Origin of the sequence: Amycolatopsis pithecellobii, assembly GCF_009707865.1 — a bacterium.
GTDB lineage: Bacteria > Actinomycetota > Actinomycetes > Mycobacteriales > Pseudonocardiaceae > Amycolatopsis_E > Amycolatopsis_E pithecellobii.
Map to the genome: position 1 here is coordinate 57,102 of NZ_WMBA01000035.1, position 20,482 is coordinate 77,583.

Below are 20,482 nucleotides of genomic sequence, written 5' to 3' on the forward strand. Positions count from 1 at the left end.
CCCTAGACGAACAGCATGCCGTCGTCGACACTCAGCGACTGACCGGTCATGTGGGCCGATTCCGGCGACGCCAGATAGACCGCGAGATGCCCGATCTGCTCGACCGGGGTCAACCGGCGGCTCGGGACGCGGGCCATGATGCCGGCGCGAATCTCGTCCTCGGACACGCCGCGAAGCGCGGCCTGGTCGCGGAAGAGCTGGTCGACCAACTCGGTGTCGACAAGACCGGGGCAGATCGCGTTGACCGTAACCCCGGAACCTGCCCATTCGAGCGCGGTGCATCGCGTCATGCCGACGAGCCCGTGCTTGGACATGTTGTACGCGCACTGGTTGAACGACGCCCACTTGCCGGCCGTCGAGGCCACGTTGATGATGCGGCCGTAGCCGCGGTCGAGCATGCCCGGAGCGGTGGCCTGGGTCAGGTGGAGCGCGCCGTACAGGTTGACCTCCATCGTCCGGCGCACGTCCTCGATCTCGTAGTCGAGGAATCTCTTGGGGATATAGGTCGCGGCGTTGTTGACCAGGACATCGATCGGGCCGAGGGCCTCGGCGATCGACACGGCCGCCGCGAAGCACGCGTCCCGGTCGCTCACGTCCAGTACCACTGTGTGGACCTTTTGACCGTGGGCCGCGATCTGCATCGACGCCGACTCCAACGTTTCTGCCCGGGTCGCCACCACACCGACAGCGGCGCCTTCCCGGGCGAATGCGTCGGCGATACCGAGGCCAATGCCTCGGCTCCCACCCGTGACGACGGTGGTAAGGCCTGCCAGGCGCCCTCTCTGAGCTTCTCGAGGCCCGCGCATTGCGGTCGTTGGATCGGAGATCACAAGCATTGTCCCTTCAGTTGAACGCGGTCGTCGTCGGCGGCGGCCGCCTCGCCATCGCCGTACGGATCATTAACGGGCTCACCCGCCCAGCAACTCGCCGAACGCCGAGAGCACCGCCACGGCCTGTGCGTCGGCGGCTGCGGACACGCCGAGCATGGCGAACCAGCCATGGATCAGGCCGGGCCCTGGCAGGTGGCGCACCGGCACCCCGGCGACGGCGAGCCGTGCGGCGTAGGCGTCGCCCTCGTCGCGCAGCGGGTCGAACTGCGCCGTCGCGACGACGGCGGGCGGCGCGCCGGCCACGTCGGTGTCCAGCAGCGCCAGCGACGCGTCGGCCGATGTGCCCGAGCGGTACCAGCCGTTGAAAGCCTCCAGTTCAGTCCGGGTCAGGAGGTAGCCCTCGCCGTTGGCCTGCACGGACGGCTGCGATAGCGTCGGATCGGTCTGGGGGTAGAGCAACAGCTGGGCGGCCGGCGCATCGGGGGTGCCACGCACGGCCAGTGCGGCGATGGCGGCCAGGGTCGCGCCCGCGCTGTCGCCCGCGATCCCGGGCACGCGCTGAGGAAACGTGCGCGCTGACCACGCCAGTCCGGCCAGGGCGTCGTCGACGGCGGCAGGGTGGCGGTGCTCGGGCGCAAGCCGGTAGTCGACCGAGACCACGACCGCGCCGACCGCGTTGGCCACCCGCCTGCACACCGGGTCGTGCGTATCGAGGTCGCCCACGACGAACCCGCCACCGTGCAGGTAGGTGACGACCCGCCCGCGGTCGTGCGCCGGGACGTACACGCGCACCGGCAGCTCACCGGCACCGCCCGGGATCCGCTCGTCGCGCACCTCGGCGACGGTCTCCGGGACGAACTCGGGACCGCGCCGGGCCATCGTCAGCGCGCGGTGTCGCTCCCGCGTCTCCTGCGCCGTCCCGCGCACCAGCGGCATCACGCCCGCCGCGGCGACCCGCGCGAGCACCTCGGCGAACTGCGGGTCGAGCTGCGGGGCCAGCTGTGGTCCGCGCTGCGCGTCGGGCGCTGCCGCGGTGGTCAGCTGGGCGCAGAGGGCGTCGACCATGTTCGTGGCACGAGCCAGCCCGAGGTGGTCGATGTAGTCCCGCGACTCGACGATCAGCCCATCGCGGATCCGGAAGACGATGATGTTCGGCGCGGACCAGCCTCCGTCGCCGCGGTAGATGAACTCGCCGATGACGACCTCGGGGTCGGCAGTGTGGTGGACACGTATGTCCTCGATGCGAAGGCCCGGCAACCCGGCCTGCCCTGCTGCGGCGAAGTGCTGGCGAAGTGCTTCGCGGCTGAGCAACGGGGTGTCGCCGAGCGGGGCCAGCGGGTGTCGCACGTTGGTTTCTTCGGCGTAGAACCCGGCCAGTTCGTCGACCTGACTTTGGTCACCGTTCTGCAGCCGGACAGCGGCGTCGAGCATGGCACGGAATGTCTCTTCGGGGGTATGCATGATGGTTGTCCTTCTAGCCAAAGCGGATTGTTTGCACGGGATCGCCGGAGCGATCACCGGGCACCGCATAGAGGATGATGAAGGTCACCGTGAAGGTTGCCCAGATGACCATGAGGGCCAACGCCAGGCGCCGAGCGGCATATAGCCGGCTCGCGGCGAAGCGGGACGTAGTCGATCAAGTGGATCGGGGAAGAAGCTCCGCATCGGTGACAGCGGCGGTGCGCCGAGCGACAGGCGTCTACTTACGGTCCACGCTGTACCACTGGCCGTCGTCGGAGACGTTCCGGATGCCGTGCCGTCCCTGGATCTCGATAAGCGCCTCAGCGGTCAGCTCGTTGCCGGCCTTGGTGAAGGCGAGCAACTCCTCCATGCAAGCCTGAAAGTAGGTACCGGGCGAGCACACCGACAGGCCCTTGAAGGTCGGGGTGTGCGGTTTGATCGCATGCGGGACGCCCTTCGGCAGGAAGATGAACGACCCGGGCGTCAGGTCGTAGGACTTATCCCCCACGGACACGGTGATCTCGCCCTCCGTCAGGTAGAGCGACTCGTCCTCGTTTTCGTGGACGTGGCGATAAACCTCGTCGACGGCGATGGTTTGCCGGACCAGGGCGAAGCGGCCCTCGGTGTGGTCAGCGCCGGCCAGCAGTTGCATGTCGACGCCGCCGGGCAGCGGGCTATCCGAGCCCCACAGGCTGTCCTCCGGGCCGACCACAAAATCGCGGGCGGTGAAGCTCATGGTGCGACTCTCCTCGTGAGGTTTGGCGGGATTACTGATATTCTTCCGGGCCCTTAACCAGGCAACATGCGGATAGGATCGGAGCCGTCCCACTCTGCGCCGACCCGGGCAACGAGCCCGAAAAGTTCCTCTACAGCTGGACTGTGTTCCATTATCTCGGTCATGAAGCCGAGCGAAGACCTGGTGTCGAAAAAGGCGAAACGCGCGTCACCAACGAGGCCCGTGAATACAGCCTCGACTCCCTGACTGGCGTAGTGTTCGATGTCCGCATCGAGATCATCGGTCGTAGCGGCGATATGATGATGTAGGCCCATACTCGGTAGTTCGACAGTGAAGGGCGACGGCTCCTTGTCATGTTGCTCGATGAGTTCAACTTGCATCGGTCCGACCTGCGCGACGGCCACACTGATATCGGGCGTCACGGGAGATCCGCGATAAACGGCATCATCAATCCGCGAGTGCGGGAGCACGAAGAATGGGCCCACGAGGGCTTGCTCAAGCCATCTGGGGATGGCTGTCGCCAAGTCCTGAACGACCCATGCAGTCTGAAAATAGCTCCGCCGAACTGCCATTCTTGTGCCTCTGTTCTTGCTGGTCTCGAGTTGCCGTAGCGACCCCTATGTCGCGGAACGGCACACCTCGTATACGCCAACTATTCCGTGGCAGCCGGCCCGGGTCACTGGAGCAAAGCGGCCGTCTTGCCCCCCGAAACTCACGCTTTCTGTCATTGCGGGGCCGGGTGGTTTCCTCGACACGACGAAGGACCGCCAAGCGCAGTGACGGAGCGGTAGGGGCGCGCCGGGATCTGTTGCATCGGCACGGAATCTCAAGTGGTTGCCTGTGCCTGTCACGAGCCCTGGTGGACTGTTGTGAGCGCACCCGTTGCCGCTGCTTCGCAAATAGATCAACACGCCGGTTCCGGCCGCGGAGACGGCATCCACGTGCCTGTGCAGGAGTTCCTGGCAGTCGCATTCAGCGCCGAAGGTATCGCCGCGCGGGCATTCATGGTGCACCCGCACGAGCGCAGGTCTTCCCGGGATGTCGCCCAGGACGAGCGCGAGGATCTCGCGGCCGGTCATGGCGTTCGCCAAGCGCCAGTCCTTGCCGGTCGGCGAACTCGCGCAGGCGCGGGCATCCACCGTCGTCGGCGACACGGCACAGCACCGCGGCGTCGCCGACGCCCGCCAGCCGGGCCAGCTCAAGGGCGGCCTCGACATGGCATGGCCTCGCCAGCACGCCGGCGTCGTGTGCGCGGAGCGCGAACACACTGCCCGGCTGGGCGAGGTCCGCCGCGCCGGTAATGGGATCGGCGAGGACGCGGATGGTCCGCGCTCGTTCTGCGCACCAGCCCGAGCCTGGCACACGCCGAGGCAGGCATGGCAACACCGACCATCCCGGCGGATCGCCGTAGCGACCGTACCAGCGCCGTCGTGGCGAGCGCCGCTGCGAACACGAGCTCGCCCTGTCCATGACGATCCACAATGACGATGGCCTTCCCCGCAGCCAGATCGGTGCTCGCGCTCGATCGGGTCGAAGGTGCCGGCAGAATCCACACCGGTCGAAAGGCGCTCGGTCACGCCGGTTCCCACGTCGGCGACAGGTGGTGGAAACGACCCCTGAAGTACAAAAGCGGTTCTCCGGTATGCCATTCACGGGGGCTCATCTGCACCACGCGCCCGACCACCATGAAATGATCACCCGCCGGGTGCTCGGCGTGGAGGTCGCAGTCGAGCCACATCAGGCTTCCGGCAATGATGGGGCTACCGTTCGTGCTGCGCGACCACTCGACGCCTTCCCATTTGTCGGCGCCACTGCGGGCGAACTGGCTCGCCAGCTCATGTTGATCACCGGCGAGCACATTCACCGCAAACCGGCCAATGTCGCGAAGCAGCGGGTAGGACGTGGAACCGACGCCGACGCTGAACGACACCAGCGGCGGCGTGATCGACACGCTGTAGAACGACTGACACGTGAACCCTGTCGGCGTCCCGGCGGCAGTCAGTCCGGAAATCACGGTGATACCGGAGGCGTAGTGTCCCAGCGCGTCCCGGAAGGTCCGGTCGTCGAACACCGGCCTGGGCAACTCAGTCATACCGATCGCACCCCCTCGGCGAGCCGCGCGTAACGGGTGATCGTTTCCGCGTAACGAATCGCGGCCTCATCGGCAAGCTTGTCCAGCTGGTCCATTGCGGACATCATGAAGTACCAGCCCCGCCCCGGGACCTGTGCGCCCAGCTCGACCAACAACGGCGCGAGGTGCACCTCGGCGCCCATCGAGTGCGTCGCATCCGCCCGGTCAGAGCCGGGATCGCGGTCACTCCCGTCAGCCCGGCCGCAGGGTAACGGTCCAGAAAGCCCTTCAGGATGCCGGTGAACGTCGCCTTGTAGGTCGGGTTCGCGAAAACGGCCAGATGATCGGCGAGGTCGATGACCCGTACGTCAGATGACGGCCTGACAAGCTTGTTCGTCAACGCCTCTGCCACCTGCCGGGTACGCGATCGTGGTTTGGGGTTGCCGACTACGACGGTTACCTTCATCGCTCTCACTTCCGCTCTCCGTCATTGAACGAAGGAGGCGCAGTGCTGCCGCGGGGAGAGCCACGCAGACGACGTGAACCAACCAGGCGGGTTCGGCACTCGCTCCTGCTGCACCAGGATGTTGTGGCCCGGGCAGCCCGCAACGGCTCACGTTACGGCTCCATGACACGACCACGGAGTGTCCATGACATACCCGCTCCGGCACTCTCCGGTCAAGGCGGTGCCCGCCGGCAACCCGAACGCTCCGCTGCCCGGACGCCTTTCATACGAAGGGCGCGCAGAACCCGAACGAACACGGCGACATGTCCGCCTCGAACGGCTCGCCGGACACCTCGTCAAGGCTCGACAGTGGCATGACTGGCCACTGTGTACACTCACAAGCCCTTCCGAGGACTCCGCCGCGTATCGGGCACGGAAGGTATCGCCGGTGGCGGCGGGTACTGGAGACTTTCGTACTGCGGACTGCATCATCGCTTCCCTTCACATGGCTTCGACGCTCGGCTCCACACAGGAGGTTTTCCTCCGACGCGTCGCGTCGGCCGAGGAGCTCGGCCAGCTCCTTGTTCAGTCCTCCAGGTAGGTGGCGAGGATCGGCCCGGCCGCCTCGACCATGGTCATCGGCTCGACCATCATGTGCGTGGCGCCGACGGAGATGTCCCGCAGGCAGCGACCGAGCACGCTGGGATTACGGATCGAGGCGCTACCACCCCAATTGAAGGCCCAGTTCACGATGTCTCGCGCGACACCGACTACCCATGTGACAGCCTGACGCAACCGGGCGCGCTGTACATCGGATACCCCACCGGCAGCCGCCTGGGCTTCTGCCTCAGCGCATACTTCGTAGACGTAGCGGCGGGCGGCCTGCAGTAGCGCCTCGTGGGTGGCGAACTCGCGGCGGAACATGTCGTTGTCGCCGATCACCGACGGGTAGCCCGGCCGGGTCTTGACCGCTGCGATATGGGCGACCTCCTCCAGCGCGCGCCGAGCGATGCCGAGCGCCACTGGCCCGTGCCCGCCCACGGCCATGGCGACCAGCCCAAGCGAGTACACCGCTTCGCTGCGCACCGGAGTGGTGGAAAAGGTATCCATTGTGCGGGCCTCGGGCACGAACACCTCGGTCACCGAGTAATCGTCGCTGCCGGTGGCCACCATGCCCATGACGTTCCAACCGCCGAGGAACTTCACCTCGTCGCGGGGCACGAACCCCAGCCTGTGGACCGGCGAGCCGTCGACGGAAGTCTCCGGGTTGCCGTCCTCGTCATACACCGCGAAACCGGCGCCCATCCAGGACGCATGGCCGGAGCCGCTGGCGAAGCCGTACTTGCCGGTCACCCGGTACCCGCCCTCGACACGCACACCGCGGCCGACGGGCAGGAACATCCCAGCGATGATCCCCTTGTCCGGGCCGGCGAACAGCACCCGGGCACCGGCGTCGCCGAGATAGCCGGCGGCGACGCCGGTGCCGGAGACATTGGCCATCATCACCCAGCCCGTGGAACCATCGGCCCGGGCCAATTCCTCGATAACCTTGAACGTCTCGACGATTCCCAACCCGCCGCCACCCCACTCGCGGGGTACCAGCATCCAGAAGATCCGCTGTTCGCGCAGCGCCGCGACGACGGCCGGAGACACCCCACGGAGGTCCTCCATGCCATCGGCCTCGGCATTGATGATCGGTGCGATATCCCGGGCCCGGGCAACGTAATCGCCGGAGTCTCCGGCGCCGGTCTCCGGGCGGGCAAGGCCCTGGGTCATGATCGTGGCCTCCGGTCGCTCATCCAGCCGCAGTCTTCCCTCTGTATGTGTCGAAGAAAGCGAAGTCTGTGGTCATGGTGAAGTTGCATGGACTACGTCCTCGTGGTGTGCGGAATGTTCTGGCCGGGGGCGATCGCGGAGTACGGCCACCTCGTTCGCGAATAGTGTCGCGTCTCCGTCGGCCCGGGTCACTGGAGCAAAGCGGCCGTCTTGCCCCCCAGTGCGCGCGCTTTCCGTCATCGCCGCACGGATACGCGGCCGGTGCGGGGATCACGACGCCCTATGAGCCGTCGTCCACCATCGCGAAGTTGTACAGCCTCAGCGCGACCTGGACTTCGGCTCGGCGCGAGGTCAGCGGGTGGCGAAGGTATTCCTCCGCGCGGCGAAGACGATTGCGCACCGTGTGCTCGTGAAGCACCAGATCCGCTGCGGCAGCAACGATGCTCCCCTTCTCCAGGAACAACGAGACCGTGGCCCGGAGCTCTTGTTTCATTGGCGAAGTACCTCGCAGCTCGCCCAGCTCTGCCTCGACGAAGGCGCGTGCGGCCGCACGGTCGGTGAGGAAGAAGCACTCGAGTCGGACGTTGTGATAGAGCAGGATGCGCGAGGCCGCGACTCCAGCGTATGTGCGCAGCTCCTCGACGGCATTCGTCTCCTGGAAGGTGCGTCGGAAGCCCTCCAGCCCGGAGCTGGGCTCGCTGACCGATGCTGCCACCTCGAACTGCTCGAGGCAGCCCTTCACCGCCTCTCGCCAGCTCGGTGTGAGCGATCTGTTGGTGGTGAGCCAGGCCATAGTGGAGGAAATGCTGAAGGGAACCACGAGGTGGCCGGTGACGTGAAGGGCCTGCCGCAGAAGGTTGACCACCGGCCGGGCAGCCGCCTCGCTGCAGTGGGGCAGGAAGATCGCGATGTGTGTGGCGGTCATGTCGTAATGGAGGTTGACCGCGGACTCGACCGAATCTCCGCGCAGGAGGGCCCGCACCGCGTCCCTGCGCAGGTGCTCGGGCGACCCGCGCAGCTTCTCCTCTCCGAGTCGGTGCACTTCCGACGCCGGGTCTATGATCCGGTCCCGCCACTCGGCGAACATCTGAGTGAAGGCCAGGATCCCGGGGACGATCTCGCAGCCGGCAACCTTCGTCTCGTCGATCACTGCTTCCATCGCTTTCAAGCAGTCCCAGAAGACCCGGTCAGCCGCCCAGCGATACGCCCGGTGCATCTGGGTGTTCGTCACGTCGAAACGCGCCTTGATGCTCGCAGCCAGCTTCCCATGTTCAGGGTGTACCGAGGCGAAAGATGCCTCGCCGGAGACCACCGCGCGTAGCGCTTCGAGGTTCTCCTCCGCGGCCGCGAACAAGGCCGCTCGAAACTGTTCCGACTCCTCGGCGGCGCGGAAGAAACGGGGCAGCGTCAGCCGGCAGTTGCGTTGCGCAATCGCGCCGAAGTCAAGCCGGGAAACGGGAATACGTATCCAGTCCGGCAGGGTGATCGGGTCTGCCGGATCGATCTCGTGGACCAGGTCCTCATACGCGCGCACGTCCACCTCCCGAGCGCGTCGCCAGTCGACTTTGTCGTGCGAGCAACGCGGGGTCTTGTCCTTCTTCGTTGTGCCCTCGCTGCCGCGCCGGTTGACGTAGCCGATCGAGGGCCGGTGGAAGCGCATCCGGATGAAGTCGATGCGGTGCGCTCCGGCGCCGCATCGGCCTCCTCGGGGCGCCGCCGCCAGTTGGGCGCGGCCTCGTAGGCCTCGCCGAGCCAGCGTGCAACTTCGACCACTGCGGTTCGCGGTGACGTCCGCGATGAAGTCACCAGGACACTTTAGGACTCAGACCTTCTGTCCGGCAAGGGTCAGCGATAACATCACTTGGTGAGCAGGAGACCCGCCGCCGCGAGCCTGACCAGCCGGACGAACGCCACGCGGCGCACAGCTACCCGCGAGATCATCGAGTCGTTACGCCACAGCATCGCCAGCGGCGAGCTGGCACGCGGCGAGCGCCTACCCCCCGAGACCGAACTCGCCGCCCACTTCGAGGTCAGCCAGCCCACGGTGCGCGAGGCGATGCGCGCGCTGGAAGCGATGGGCCTGGTCGAGGTACGCCACGGCAGCGGCGCCTACGTCACCGGCGACCCGACCCAGTTCATCGCGACCTCCCTGCACACGCTGCTGCAGATCGACCACGTCGGCATCATCGAGGTCTTCGAAATGCGGGGAGCCCTGGCCGTCTACTCCGCCGCCCGGGCAGTTCGCTGCGCCACCGACGAGGATCTCGACCTGATCGAGCAGCAAGAGCGCCGGCTGGCCGATGTGGCCACCGAATCAGATCTCCAACACATCGCCGACGCCGCCGTCGCCTTTCAGATCAGCATGTCAGCAGCCGCCCACAACCCGCTGCTGCTGGCCATCGAAAGCGTCCTCGCCGAGTTGCTGATCCGGCTCCAGGCCGACGCCTTAGCCCAACGCGATCAGACGTTCTGGCGCGAACGGTCGCTGCATTTCTCCCGCGACCGCCATGCCCTCATCGCCAGCCTGCGTGCCCGCGACGAACAGCGCGCGATCGAGGCGATGAACAACTACCTCGACACCCAACGGAATTGGTACACCTCCGACCCCACCCTCATCGACGCCCGCCTGTCCGACCCGGAGATTTTGCGCGTGGTCCGCCCCCTGGGCTTCGAGCGGCTCGAAAGCCGATTCCGCTGATAACCGGAGGCGGTCATTACCGATAGGACTTTGCGATCAACGGTGCAACCGGTGTTGATCGATTTGGGCGAGAGGGCCTTCGGAGGTGATGGCGAACGCGTTGAAGGAGGGTTTCGGGCGCCGTGAGACGTACGGCGTCCACCGCGTACCGTCGACCGCGGCTGTGTGGCTTGGATCGCGTCGGGCGAGCTCGCCGGTGCACACCCGTACGATGGTGTCGACCGGGGTAACCCACACCTTGCCCTCCCCGATCCGACCGGTGCGGCAGGCGGCCGGACCGGCCGTCAGCGTCTGGTCCACCAGATCGTCGTCCGGCAGGATCTCGACGCGCACCTTCGCCGACAAGTCCACCGAGTACTGCGGCACGGTGTTGCTGGCCTCGTGGCTCTACTCGACGGCGATCTTGGGATCTCGAACAGGTGGTCCTCGATCCCCTTGGCGCTGATGTTCTCGCCGCCGCGGATGATGATGTCCTTCCGCCGGCCGATGATCTCGACGTAGCCATCGGAGTCGGTGCGCGCGAGGTCGCCGGTCCGGAACCAGGCGCAACTCGGCCTCGCCGATGGCCCGCCCGTCGGTCTGCGCTCGCTTGCTCACGGCGTTCGAGGAGTCGGCGGCGGTGGCAGTGGGGTACCCGGTAGACCCGTTACCCCGGCTGACCATGCACCGCAGGGTCGGGGTCCCGGCCCTGATCAGCTCCGAGGTACGTCGGCGCCGCCGCAGGCGAAGACGCGCAGCGAGCTGATGTCGTAGTCAGACAGCGTGAGGTGCCGGATGGTCCCGTGCAGGAACGGCTTCGCTGCCACGACGAAGCTGCACGCGCACTCCTTGATGATCTCCTCGACGCTCACCGCGCATTACCCCCGGAACGACGGCGGCGACGCCGAACAACGTCAACCGTGTCAGTGACCAGCAGTTCGCCGCGGGTACGGGTTCGTGTAGATGCTGTACGAGCCGCGCCGGGGGCACTCCCCCACACCAGCCAGAATCGGCCCCTCACCTGTACAAACAAGGCGACGGGCCGACCCAGTCTTCTCCGGCTGCTTCCCCCTGTTCGCCCCCGAACGGCCCCGTTCGATCCACCCGTGCGCTGCCGACTCCAGCCCAGCGATCACCTGCGCATAGATCGCGTGAAGCACCGCCACGGAGTGACCGGCCAATACGGCGCACTGAGTGGACGGGACTCCCACAGCGAGCCAGGTAGACACGCACGCGTGCCGGAGGTCGGAGGTGCGCTTACGAGCGGCGACTCGTATTCCGCCGCGGTGAGTGCTTGCTTTCGCGCCCTGTCCCAGACCCTGCCAATCGTGGATTCCGCCAGGCCTCCGCCCGTCAGACTCCGGAACAGTCGCCCGCGGTGCCGAACTTGCTGAGAGGTTCGTCCACCAACTCCGTGAGCGGCGATCCCGGCGCCACCCTTCTCTGGTCATTGCAAGCCCGCGTTCCGCTCCTCGGGACGCAACGCGGCGTAGTACATGCACGCGACCAGCGCAGGCCCGGCCGATCGGCGCGGCTGCCCCTCGACGTGTTGGGCCGCCACTCCGGCCAACAGCTTTTCGCTTGCTCGTGGTTGATGACAATGCGCTTATCGATCGCGCGAGCCATTTTCCGCGCAGTCCACTTTCGAAACCCGGTTCGCGGTCAGCGCTTTCAGCTCGACGGCGTAGTCGAGCGCGTTGTCGAGAACCGCTCGTTGGCGATTTACCGTCCTCGCTGCGGCCTGTTTGCCGTCGAGCTTGAGTGAGATCTGTTCCGGGACTTCTCGCCGAACCGCTTCGTCATTGAGCCGAGACACCGGGACTGTGTTCGCGCTCACCCACTTGAGCCCCCGCATGATTTCAGGTGGCTTCTCTGCGTCGGGCCGCTTCGTATTGAACGCCCAACGGGATCTTTGACTTGAACTCGGCTCCGTGCCAGCGGAACCGACGCTGGCCAACGTCACATGGCCGCCGTAGGCCTGACCGAGCAGGGCTGTGATTCTCCGGCACCGCCACCACCGTCGTGGACCGGTTGTGGCAGATATTCCTGCGCCGCTTCGATCTGGAGCGCACCTTCCGGTTCCTCGAACAAACCCCGGGCTGGACCAAACCTCGCATCCGCACACCCGGCGCGCGGCTGATCGATTGACCTGGCTGATCATCGCCGCCGGCACCCGGCTCCGGCTCGCCCGTGGATTGGTCACCGACCATGGCGCTTCCAGCGGGCGTTCCGAAACCCTCCCGCCCCGGCCCGGGCCGTCCCCGCAGCTCACGGAACAAGAACCGCGCCAACGTATGCCACGTCGGAAAGACCACCCAAACGAACACACCAGTCACCACGGCAACCGACCAGAAAGGTCAAACTTCAAGCTAAGATTCCGGTGGCCGCCAGCCCCATTAGACCGACTTCCTGTAGAGGTACGCTCTGGCATGACTCACAATTCCAGCCGACCGGCGCCCATCCACATTGTCGGTGCCGGTGGCTTGGGCCGCGAGGTGCTCGACGCGTTGTTCGCAGCCGGTCGCCGGCCCGGCAACCTGGTCCTGGTCGACGATCATGTCACCGCAACCGAGATCCACGAGGTACCCGTGCTCCGGCCCGAAGACACTGACGGCGGCCTGTTCGTCGTCGCGGTGGCCGATCCCGCGGTACGGCGTCGCCTTGCGCAGCGCATGCTCGACCGTGGGCTGGCTCCCACCGCGGTCGTGCATCCACGCGCGACGCTCGCCCACGACGTGCAAATCCCAGCCGGTTGCCTGGTACTCGCAAATGCCTTCGTATCCACCCGCGCCCGGTTGGCCGCACACACGCAGGTGCAGTACAACGCGACCATCGGGCACGACTCCGTTCTCCACGAGTTCGTCACTGTCCTGCCAGGGGCGAATGTCGCGGGCAACGTCGTGCTGGAGGACGACGTCACCATCGGCAGCAACGCGTGTGTCCTACAAGGACTCGTCGTGGGTGCCAGAACCTTTGTCGGCGCGGGTGCCGTGGTCACCAAGAGCCATCCCGCCGACCGCGTCCTGGTCGGGGTACCGGCCCGATGAAGTCAGCTCGGCGGTCAGGACCGCCACCGTGGCAACGGCAGCCGTAGAGGATGCCCCGCCTGTGAACCACCAGCCGAAATCGACCGCCAGCCGCGTCGGTCAGCCGGATCGACACGCCTGCGATCCATCCGGTCCCGCCTTGCGCGAAACCGCCCGCGGCGTGGGGCGCGGCACCGGAAAGGACCTGGAAACACCGCCCGAAGGGTACGCGGTCGAATCGCGCGCTCCGCAGCAAAGACGAGGAACCGGGCCACCGAGATCCGGGCTGCGAGGAAGGGCTACCGCGGGCAACCCGCGAAGCTGAGACTCACATTGAGCGCGTCGTCGCGATCGCCTTCGTCCCTGCGCACGACGATGTCCGGGGCCCGGGCGAGCTTGCGATGTGGCGCTGGACGCTCCACCCGCCGAATGTCGTCATCACGGGATCTGGACCAGATCGGACTCACCCGGTCAGCGTGTGGACTGCTCCGGAGTGCGCCGTGCTCGGGTTTCGCGGAGCGTTCGGGGCGAAGATCACGCCGGTCAGCATCGCGAAGTGGTCACCGTGGCCGGGCGACACCCACGAGACCATGTAGTGGCCGACGATCTGCCGCCTGCCCTCAGTCGTAACTGGACACAATGTTGAACACGCTCTGTGACAGCTTACCGCCCCTTTCAGTGGATGGCCGGGAAGCCGAAATAAAACTACTTCCGACAGCAACAATAATGTGGGCCAATATCGCCAGAACCTTCTTTTGCACCTACCGCTTCGTTGCAGCCTTCCTGCATCAGTCTCCATGAGCAGGTTGATCGAGTCGATTTTCTCGTCTTTGAACCGGGGAACCAGACCATAGGTGCCTTGTGCAACCCAGGTCGGGTGACCCGATCAGCCGCCGAACGATGCATTTCATTCAGGTCACCGCATAAATTGCCAAGACGACGGCAAGAAAAAGGCCAACCGCCCCGGATAACCCAACGAAGACCCAGGAAAAGATATTGCACCAACCTCGTGCAAGTGATTACGAAGCGTAATCTTCTGGCCGCAATCCCCTCCTTCTGGTGATCATGTGCCGGACTTCGACGAATCTGTGTAAAGATTTGGGCGCTCATTCCGGCCAGGTCCCAGCCGAGGAAATCGTGGACCGAATGGCCGGAGGTGAAGTGTGGCCCTGCACGACTATCTGCGGGTGGCACGGAAAAGATGGCGGATCGTCCTCTTCGGCCTGCTGGCCGGGGTTCTCGGTGCCGCCGCGATCGTATGGTCCAGCCCGCGCGAATACTCGGCGCAGGTCACCATCTACATTTCGGCCCAAACCGGGGCCGACGGCGCGGCCGCCGCGTACCAGGGCAGCCTGCTGTCCGAACAGAAGGTGAAGTCGTACACCCGGCTGCTGACCAGCAACCGGGTCGCCCAGGACGTGGTCACCCAGCTGGGCTTGGACCTCCCGGCAGAACAGGTCGCCGGCAAGATCCAAGCCGCCGCACTCCCGGACACCGTCCTGCTCACCGCATCGGCGCTGGACACTTCCCCGCAACGCGCGAAGGACATCGCCGACGCCACCGGAAACGCCTTCACCCGCATGGTCAGCCAGCTCGAACAACAGCCCGGGGTCAACCTGCCTTCGGCGGTGACTGCGCGGGTCGTCGAGCCCGCGGCACTGCCTACGACCCCGACCAGCCCCCGGCCGATGCTCGATTTCGGCCTCGGCGCACTACTGGGTCTCGTGGCCGGCTACTGCGTCGCCCTGCTACGCCAGGTGCTGGATACCACCGTGAAATCGACCGAGGAACTGCACCGGCTCACCATGGCACCGAATCTGGGCACCATCGCCCACGACCCGGACGTACCGAAGCATCCACTGACTGTGCACGACCGTCCACAATCGCCACGCGCGGAGGCCTTCCGCAAGATCCGGACGAACCTGCAGTTCATCGATGTCGACCAGCCACGCAAGACCATCGTGATCACCAGTGCGCTTCCCGAAGAGGGCAAGACGACGACCGTGTGCAATATGGCGATCGTGCTCGCCAGGGCGGCGCACCGGGTCGTGCTGGTGGAATCGGACCTGCGGCGGCCGCGGGCCACGGACTACCTCGGCCTCGAAGGCGGGGTCGGGGTGACCAGTGTGCTCTCCGGCCGGGTGCCACTGGACAAGGCGCTGCAGCCGTGGGGAAAGTCGACGTTCGATGTGCTGGCGAGCGGCCCGATCCCGCCCAATCCCAGCGAGCTGCTCGCATCTCGGCATATGGCCGGCCTGCTCGCCGAGCTGCGCGACCGGTACGACATGGTGTTGCTCGACGCCCCGCCCCTGCTCCCCGTCACCGACGCCGCCGTGCTCGGTACCATCTGCGACGGAGCGCTTCTGGTGGCGCGGTACGGCAAGACCTCCAAACACCAGATCAAGACGGCGGTGACAGCCCTCGACACGGTGTCGGTCCCGTTGCTCGGCACCGTGTTCACCATGGCACCGGATTCTGGCTCCAATTCGTATTACGAGTACTACTCCGCACCGCAGACTGAGGAAACCGACCTCACTGCCACCATGGCCGTGGACGCCGTTTCCGCAGCTCCCGCCCACCGGGCGTCGCCGCATCACGAAAACGGACGCCACGGCGACCAGGTCGCGGGCCGGCTCCCGGTCGAGGCCATGCCCCATGGGGTCGACCGCCATGCCTGAACAGTCAACGGCTGCGAACTCGGAGGAAATGGTGCCCCATCGGCACCGGCTGAGATCGGTCGTCAAGGTGGCCGCCGGGCTCTTGATTGTCTTGGCGGTCATCGCCGCGACCGGGATCTACCTGACCACTGAACACCTCGCCGGCCAGATTCGCCGCTTGCCCGGGGTGTTCTCCGGAATGAGCGACGCGGACCGGCCGCCACCAACAGCAGCGCTGAACATTCTGCTGGTCGGCAGCGACTCGCTCGCCGACGAGCCGACCACCGGCACCGCTGCCACCGCCTCCGGCCAGGAGCCTGGAGGCCAGCGCAGTGACGTGATCATGGTGCTGCACGTCGCCGCGGATCACCGGGGCGCGACGGTGGTCTCTCTTCCGCGCGACAGCTGGGTGGATGTGCCGGGACGCGGAAAGACGAAAATCAACGCAAGCTATTCCTTCGGGGGCCCACCCCTGCTCGTACGCACGGTCGAGGGCTTGACCGGCCAGCGGATCGACCATTTCGCCGTGATCGACTTCGCCGGGTTCCAGGCGCTCACTGACGCCGTCGGCGGCATCGACGTCACAGTCGACACGACGACCACGTTCGGCGCCGAGGTCCTGCATGCCGGGCCGAATCACCTCAATGGCACCGAGGCCCTGGGCTATGTCCGCCAGCGCAAGGGGCTGCCGGCCGGTGATCTCGACCGGGTTCAACGCCACCAGAACGCCTTGCGCGCGTTGCTACGTAAGGCCGCCGCCAACGGGTTTCTGGCGACTCCGGTGCAGACGTATCGATTCCTCGACGAGCTCACGCAATGGGTTACCGTCGACGACACCATGGCCACCAGCAGCCTGTGGTCGCTCGGCTGGAAGTCGCGGGACCTGAGCGCGAACGCGATTACCTTCCTGACGGCACCGGTATCCGGTCTTGGCAGGGAGGGGACCCAGTCCGTGGTCTACCTCGATCAGGACCGCAACACCGAATTATGGCGGCGCATAGCGGCCGATGACATCGACGGATACCTGCGTGCCCATCCCGGGACCGCGCTCGGCGATTCGACACGATGACGGCAAGCCGACGACTGCGCCCGGAATTCCGGATTCTATTCGTCTGCACCGGCAACCTGTTCCGATCCCCCGTCGCGGAGATAATTAGCCGGCAACTTATGCAGGAAAAGCTGGGTACGGCCGCCGCCAGTTTCACGATCACGAGCGCCGGTACCGATGCCGTCGCGGGCCGGAAGATGGATTGCCGTAGCGCTTCCATTCTCGCCGAATACGGACTGGACAGGCCGGCCGGCGAATTTCGCACGCGCAAGCTCGATGCGGCCACGGTGGCACGTGCCGATCTCGTGCTCACTGCGGAGAGAAAGCACCGTCGAGCCGTCGTCATGCTGGAACCGTCAGCACTGGCGACCGCATTTTGTTTCCGTGAATTCGTTCGTCTCCTTGGGGAGATCAGCGGTCCGTCCATTCCGGACGATCCCCTTGCCCGAGCCCAAGCCGCTGCAACGCTGGCTAGACAACAACGCGGAGCTGGTCGTTATGTACCAGCCGAAATCGACGACATTCCCGACCCGATGCCACATCCACCACACGTGCGCCAGGCATCGGTGAAATTCATCGCGGCGACGGCGCGCAGTTTTGTCAATTTTTTGAGTTCACCTCACGAGAAGCTGGGATAAGCATGGTCAAAATGGGACTCGATACGGTGAAACAAGTTCCATTGAAACCGATCGAATGCTAGCGTTGAAGACCAGAGGTTGAGCATCTCCCCGATGTCTCCCGGACCCCGAACTCCGGGGCGTTTGCGTCTGATCGAATCTCGCGAACGATCCTGACCGGCGCATATCAAGCACCCGAATACGTGGTGACTCCCCCGCGGTGCGCCTGGGCGACTGAATCGTGCGCGAAATGGCGTGCCGATCCGAGGGAGTGCAACGCTGATGGCAGCGATTTCGACAGAACGGGAATTGCGGTCGGGCAGCTCACGCTGGCTGGCGCCGGGCGCCGTCGCGCTCTTCGACGGCCTCGCCTGGGCAATCGGACTGACGGTCGCGACCTGGCTCCGGTTCGAGTTCGACTTTCACCAGATCAATCTCGACAGTCTACTGTGGACAATCTCGGTAGCGGTCGCCGTGCTCTGGAGTGCGAGCGTGACAACCTGGCTCTACTTCGGCAGGCACAAGGCCGGCAGTCTCCAGGAGGCGCTCGCCGTCGCGCGGGTAAACGCTTTCACCGGCGTGGTCGTCTTCGGTTTCGTCCTCGTCTCGGCGCCTCCGCCCGTGCCACGCTCGGTGGCGCTCACCGCGGCGCCGCTCGCATTCGCGCTGGCGCTGGGTCATCGCCTTGCTGTTCGCATCCACTCCGAGCGGAAAGCACGGCCGGACTGGTCCCGCGCACGGCGAGCCATCGTTTACGGCGCCGGAAACCGCGGGCAGGAGCTCATCCGTTCCATGCTGTCCGGTTCGGCAGGGGAAATACTGCCGGTCGCGGTTCTCGACGACGATCCGGCGCATCGGCACAGCCGGATCGCTGGTGTCGCGGTGCGCGGAACAGGCAGCGACCTCACGGCGGTCGCGAACGCGACCGGGGCCCAGTTGGTGGTGGTCGCGCTCTCCGATCCCGATCCGGAGCGAATGTGCGCTGTCCTGACCGGAGCCAGAACCGCGGGACTCGAACTCAAGACATTGCCCGCCCCGGATGATCTCCTCCGGCCTTGGGCGAACGCACACGACCTGCGTGACCTCGACCTCGCGGACCTGTTGGGACGTCAACAGGTCAACACCGATGTGGATTCGATCGCGGGCTACCTTGCCGGCGCGCGAGTGCTGGTCACCGGCGCCGGTGGCTCGATCGGGTCGGAGCTTTGCCGGCAGCTGCACCGTTTCGCCCCCGCGCAGGTGCTGATGCTCGACCGCGACGAGTCGGCGCTGCATGCCGTGCAGTTGTCCATCCACGCCCAGGCCCACCTCGATTCGCCAGAAGTGATTCTGGCGGACATCCGGGACCGCGACACCATCCGCACGGTACTGACGCAGCAACGGCCCGACGTCGTGTTCCACGCGGCTGCGCTCAAACATCTGTCGGTGCTCGAGCGTCATCCAACGGAAGCGTGGAAGACCAACGTACTGGGTACGCTCACCGTTCTCGAGGCGGCGCAGCTCGCCGGGGTCAGCCGGTTCGTGAACATCTCCACCGACAAGGCCGCCAACCCGACGAGTGTGCTGGGCCGATCCAAACGCATCGGCGAGCGGCTCGTCGCGGACGCCGCGGGCAAGACTGGCGGCACCTACCTGTCGGTCAGGTTCGGCAACGTCCTCGGCAGCCGCGGCTCCGTGCTGACCACCTTCAGCGAGCAACTGGCGGCGGGCCGCCCGGTGACCGTGACTCACCCCGACGCCACCCGGTACTTCATGACGACGCCCGAAGCCGTGCAGCTGGTGATCCAGGCGGCGGCCATCGGCTCTTCGGGCGAGGCGCTCGTGCTCGACATGGGAGAGCCCGCGCGCATCACCGACCTCGCCCAGATGCTGATGACGGTCTTCGGCAGACAATCGGAAATCGTGTTCACCGGTCTCAGCAAGGGCGAGAAGGTGCACGAAGAGCTTTTCGGCGACGGCGAGCAAGGACGGCGGCCGATCCACCCCGCCATTTCCCATATCGACGTCCCCCCGCTGGCACCGGAGACGGTCCACGCGCGTGCGTCAGAGCTCGGCTGCGCGCATGCGATGGCCGTGCTCATCGCCGAACACCCGGCGCCCGGCAGCACCGTCGGTCTGAACCCTGGATCCACTCCGCTGCCGATGAACGCAGCATGGGAAGGAAGCCACTGATGAAGATTCTCGTCACCGGCGGTGCTGGATTCATTGGTGCCAATCTCTGTCGGGCTCTGGCCGACCGGCATGACGTGATCGTGCTGGACGACCTGAGCACGGGCCGCCTCGAGAACCTCACCGGGCTCGACGTCGATGTCAGGATCGGCTCGGTAGACGACACCGAGCAGGTGGAGCGCGCCTGCCGCGGGGTCGGGACCATCGTCCATCTGGCGGCCGTGCCTTCGGTGCCCAGGTCGATCGAGGCGCCCCGGCGCAGCCACGACATCAACGTGACGGGAACGGTTTCCGTGCTCGACGTCGCCAGGGAAACCGGTGCCCACGTCATCGTGGCTTCTTCGAGTTCGGTGTACGGAAGGGATCCCGTGCTGCCGAAGACGGAGGATCTGGTGTGCCGGCCCGCGAGCCCCTACGCGGCAAGCAAGCTCGCGGCGGAATCCTATACGGCCGCCTACCAGTCCTCCTTCGGACTCGAAAGCATCGCGTTCAGGTTCTTCAACGTATTCGGGCCGTTGCAGTCGCCGGATCACGACTATGCCGCGGTGATCCCGAGGTTCGCCTCGGCGGCCTTGCGTGGCGAACCGCTGACCATCCACGGCGACGGCACGCAAACCCGAGACTTCACCTTCGTCGGCACCGTGGTGCAAGTACTGGCAGCAGCCGTGAGTCAACGGACCACTAACGAGACGCCAGTCAATCTAGCGTTCGGCACCAGCACCTCGCTCAACGACCTGGTGCGTATCTTCGAGGAAACTCTCGGTCGCTCGCTGGAGATGCGCCACCAGCCGACGCGCCGGGGCGACGTCCGCCATTCCCAGGCTTGCCCCGCCACGCTTCGCTCACTCTTTCCCGACATCCATCCCGTGCCCCTGCGCATCGGACTGCAACGGACCGTTTCCTGGCTGGAAAGCAAAACCACCGCGCTCGATCAGGAGGTTCCCGCATGACCGCCCCCTCCCCCACCAC

At 66.0% G+C, this 20,482-nt stretch carries 21 protein-coding genes and 1 pseudogene; 8 read left to right on the forward strand and 14 right to left on the reverse strand.

Features of this window, described 5'->3' with window-relative positions; translation table 11 throughout:
- Positions 1-2 precede the first annotated feature (2 nt).
- From GKO32_RS21525 to GKO32_RS21570, 11 genes and pseudogenes are all read right to left on the reverse strand, one after another.
- Complete coding sequence (locus tag GKO32_RS21525) at positions 3-836, reverse strand: SDR family NAD(P)-dependent oxidoreductase (protein WP_154758691.1); 834 nt, start codon at positions 834-836, stop codon at positions 3-5.
- Between the two features lie 72 nt (positions 837-908).
- Complete coding sequence (locus tag GKO32_RS21530; RefSeq protein WP_208024494.1) at positions 909-2,291, reverse strand: alpha/beta hydrolase fold domain-containing protein; 1,383 nt, start codon at positions 2,289-2,291, stop codon at positions 909-911.
- Positions 2,292-2,529: 238 nt separating this feature from the next.
- Entirely contained in the window at positions 2,530-3,027 is a 498-nt protein-coding gene (locus tag GKO32_RS21535; RefSeq protein WP_154758693.1) for a cupin domain-containing protein, read from the reverse strand.
- Between the two features lie 53 nt (positions 3,028-3,080).
- Positions 3,081-3,599: a VOC family protein gene (locus tag GKO32_RS21540; RefSeq protein ID WP_154758694.1), complete on the reverse strand. Its 519-nt coding sequence runs from the start codon at positions 3,597-3,599 to the stop codon at positions 3,081-3,083.
- 45 nt (positions 3,600-3,644) lie between these two features.
- On the reverse strand, positions 3,645-4,106 hold the full coding sequence (locus tag GKO32_RS40580) for a hypothetical protein (RefSeq protein ID WP_376765985.1): 462 nt from the start codon (positions 4,104-4,106) through the stop codon (positions 3,645-3,647).
- Positions 4,030-4,582: pseudogene (locus GKO32_RS21550) on the reverse strand (3,4-dihydroxy-2-butanone-4-phosphate synthase). The gene GKO32_RS40580 and the pseudogene GKO32_RS21550 overlap by 77 nt, the downstream one beginning before the upstream one ends.
- 18 nt (positions 4,583-4,600) lie before the next feature.
- Complete coding sequence (locus GKO32_RS21555; protein ID WP_208024495.1) at positions 4,601-5,098, reverse strand: flavin reductase family protein; 498 nt, start codon at positions 5,096-5,098, stop codon at positions 4,601-4,603.
- A 17-nt stretch (positions 5,099-5,115) separates the two neighbouring features.
- Entirely contained in the window at positions 5,116-5,301 is a 186-nt protein-coding gene (locus tag GKO32_RS38485; RefSeq protein WP_208024499.1) for a hypothetical protein, read from the reverse strand.
- On the reverse strand, positions 5,223-5,564 hold the full coding sequence (locus tag GKO32_RS40585) for an NADPH-dependent FMN reductase (protein WP_208024496.1): 342 nt from the start codon (positions 5,562-5,564) through the stop codon (positions 5,223-5,225). The genes GKO32_RS38485 and GKO32_RS40585 overlap by 79 nt, the downstream gene beginning before the upstream one ends.
- A gap of 564 nt (positions 5,565-6,128) precedes the next feature.
- The gene (locus tag GKO32_RS21565; protein WP_154758698.1) at positions 6,129-7,319 is read right to left on the reverse strand and encodes an acyl-CoA dehydrogenase family protein; all 1,191 of its coding nucleotides are present in this window, start codon (positions 7,317-7,319) and stop codon (positions 6,129-6,131) included.
- Between the two features lie 280 nt (positions 7,320-7,599).
- Positions 7,600-8,979: a PucR family transcriptional regulator gene (locus GKO32_RS21570; protein WP_154758699.1), complete on the reverse strand. Its 1,380-nt coding sequence runs from the start codon at positions 8,977-8,979 to the stop codon at positions 7,600-7,602.
- Between the two features lie 204 nt (positions 8,980-9,183).
- On the opposite strand from GKO32_RS21570, the gene GKO32_RS21575 reads away from it, so the two are divergent.
- Positions 9,184-10,017 carry a FadR/GntR family transcriptional regulator gene (locus GKO32_RS21575; RefSeq protein ID WP_166459680.1) on the forward strand — a complete coding sequence of 278 codons (834 nt, stop codon included), beginning with the start codon at positions 9,184-9,186 and terminating at the stop codon, positions 10,015-10,017.
- A 36-nt stretch (positions 10,018-10,053) separates the two neighbouring features.
- Here GKO32_RS21575 and GKO32_RS21580 read toward each other — a convergent pair whose 3' ends face one another.
- From GKO32_RS21580 to GKO32_RS21590, 3 genes are all read right to left on the reverse strand, one after another.
- Complete coding sequence (locus GKO32_RS21580) at positions 10,054-10,383, reverse strand: P-II family nitrogen regulator (protein ID WP_312868286.1); 330 nt, start codon at positions 10,381-10,383, stop codon at positions 10,054-10,056.
- A gap of 326 nt (positions 10,384-10,709) precedes the next feature.
- Complete coding sequence (locus tag GKO32_RS38495; protein WP_208024497.1) at positions 10,710-10,868, reverse strand: hypothetical protein; 159 nt, start codon at positions 10,866-10,868, stop codon at positions 10,710-10,712.
- A gap of 734 nt (positions 10,869-11,602) precedes the next feature.
- On the reverse strand, positions 11,603-11,959 hold the full coding sequence (locus GKO32_RS21590; RefSeq protein ID WP_154758702.1) for a hypothetical protein: 357 nt from the start codon (positions 11,957-11,959) through the stop codon (positions 11,603-11,605).
- A 59-nt stretch (positions 11,960-12,018) separates the two neighbouring features.
- Here GKO32_RS21590 and GKO32_RS39890 point away from each other — a divergent pair, with 59 nt between their 5' ends.
- The 7 genes from GKO32_RS39890 (at position 12,019) to GKO32_RS21620 (ending at position 20,463) form a co-directional block, all read left to right on the forward strand.
- The gene (locus tag GKO32_RS39890; protein WP_281353907.1) at positions 12,019-12,144 is read left to right on the forward strand and encodes a hypothetical protein; all 126 of its coding nucleotides are present in this window, start codon (positions 12,019-12,021) and stop codon (positions 12,142-12,144) included.
- 281 nt (positions 12,145-12,425) lie between these two features.
- Positions 12,426-13,043, forward strand: a complete 618-nt coding sequence (locus tag GKO32_RS21595; protein WP_154758703.1) for a NeuD/PglB/VioB family sugar acetyltransferase — start codon at positions 12,426-12,428, stop codon at positions 13,041-13,043.
- A 1,142-nt stretch (positions 13,044-14,185) separates the two neighbouring features.
- Positions 14,186-15,700 (forward strand): tyrosine-protein kinase domain-containing protein, encoded by a 1,515-nt coding sequence (locus tag GKO32_RS21600; protein WP_154758704.1) that lies wholly within the window; start codon positions 14,186-14,188, stop codon positions 15,698-15,700.
- Positions 15,693-16,748 (forward strand): LCP family protein, encoded by a 1,056-nt coding sequence (locus GKO32_RS21605; protein WP_166459681.1) that lies wholly within the window; start codon positions 15,693-15,695, stop codon positions 16,746-16,748. Before GKO32_RS21600 ends, GKO32_RS21605 begins: the two co-directional genes overlap by 8 nt.
- The gene (locus GKO32_RS21610; protein ID WP_154758706.1) at positions 16,745-17,365 is read left to right on the forward strand and encodes an arsenate reductase/protein-tyrosine-phosphatase family protein; all 621 of its coding nucleotides are present in this window, start codon (positions 16,745-16,747) and stop codon (positions 17,363-17,365) included. The genes GKO32_RS21605 and GKO32_RS21610 overlap by 4 nt, the downstream gene beginning before the upstream one ends.
- Before the next feature lie 261 nt (positions 17,366-17,626).
- Positions 17,627-19,516: an SDR family NAD(P)-dependent oxidoreductase gene (locus GKO32_RS21615; protein ID WP_154758707.1), complete on the forward strand. Its 1,890-nt coding sequence runs from the start codon at positions 17,627-17,629 to the stop codon at positions 19,514-19,516.
- Positions 19,516-20,463 carry an NAD-dependent epimerase/dehydratase family protein gene (locus GKO32_RS21620; RefSeq protein WP_154758708.1) on the forward strand — a complete coding sequence of 316 codons (948 nt, stop codon included), beginning with the start codon at positions 19,516-19,518 and terminating at the stop codon, positions 20,461-20,463. The genes GKO32_RS21615 and GKO32_RS21620 overlap by 1 nt, the downstream gene beginning before the upstream one ends.
- Positions 20,464-20,482 lie beyond the last annotated feature (19 nt).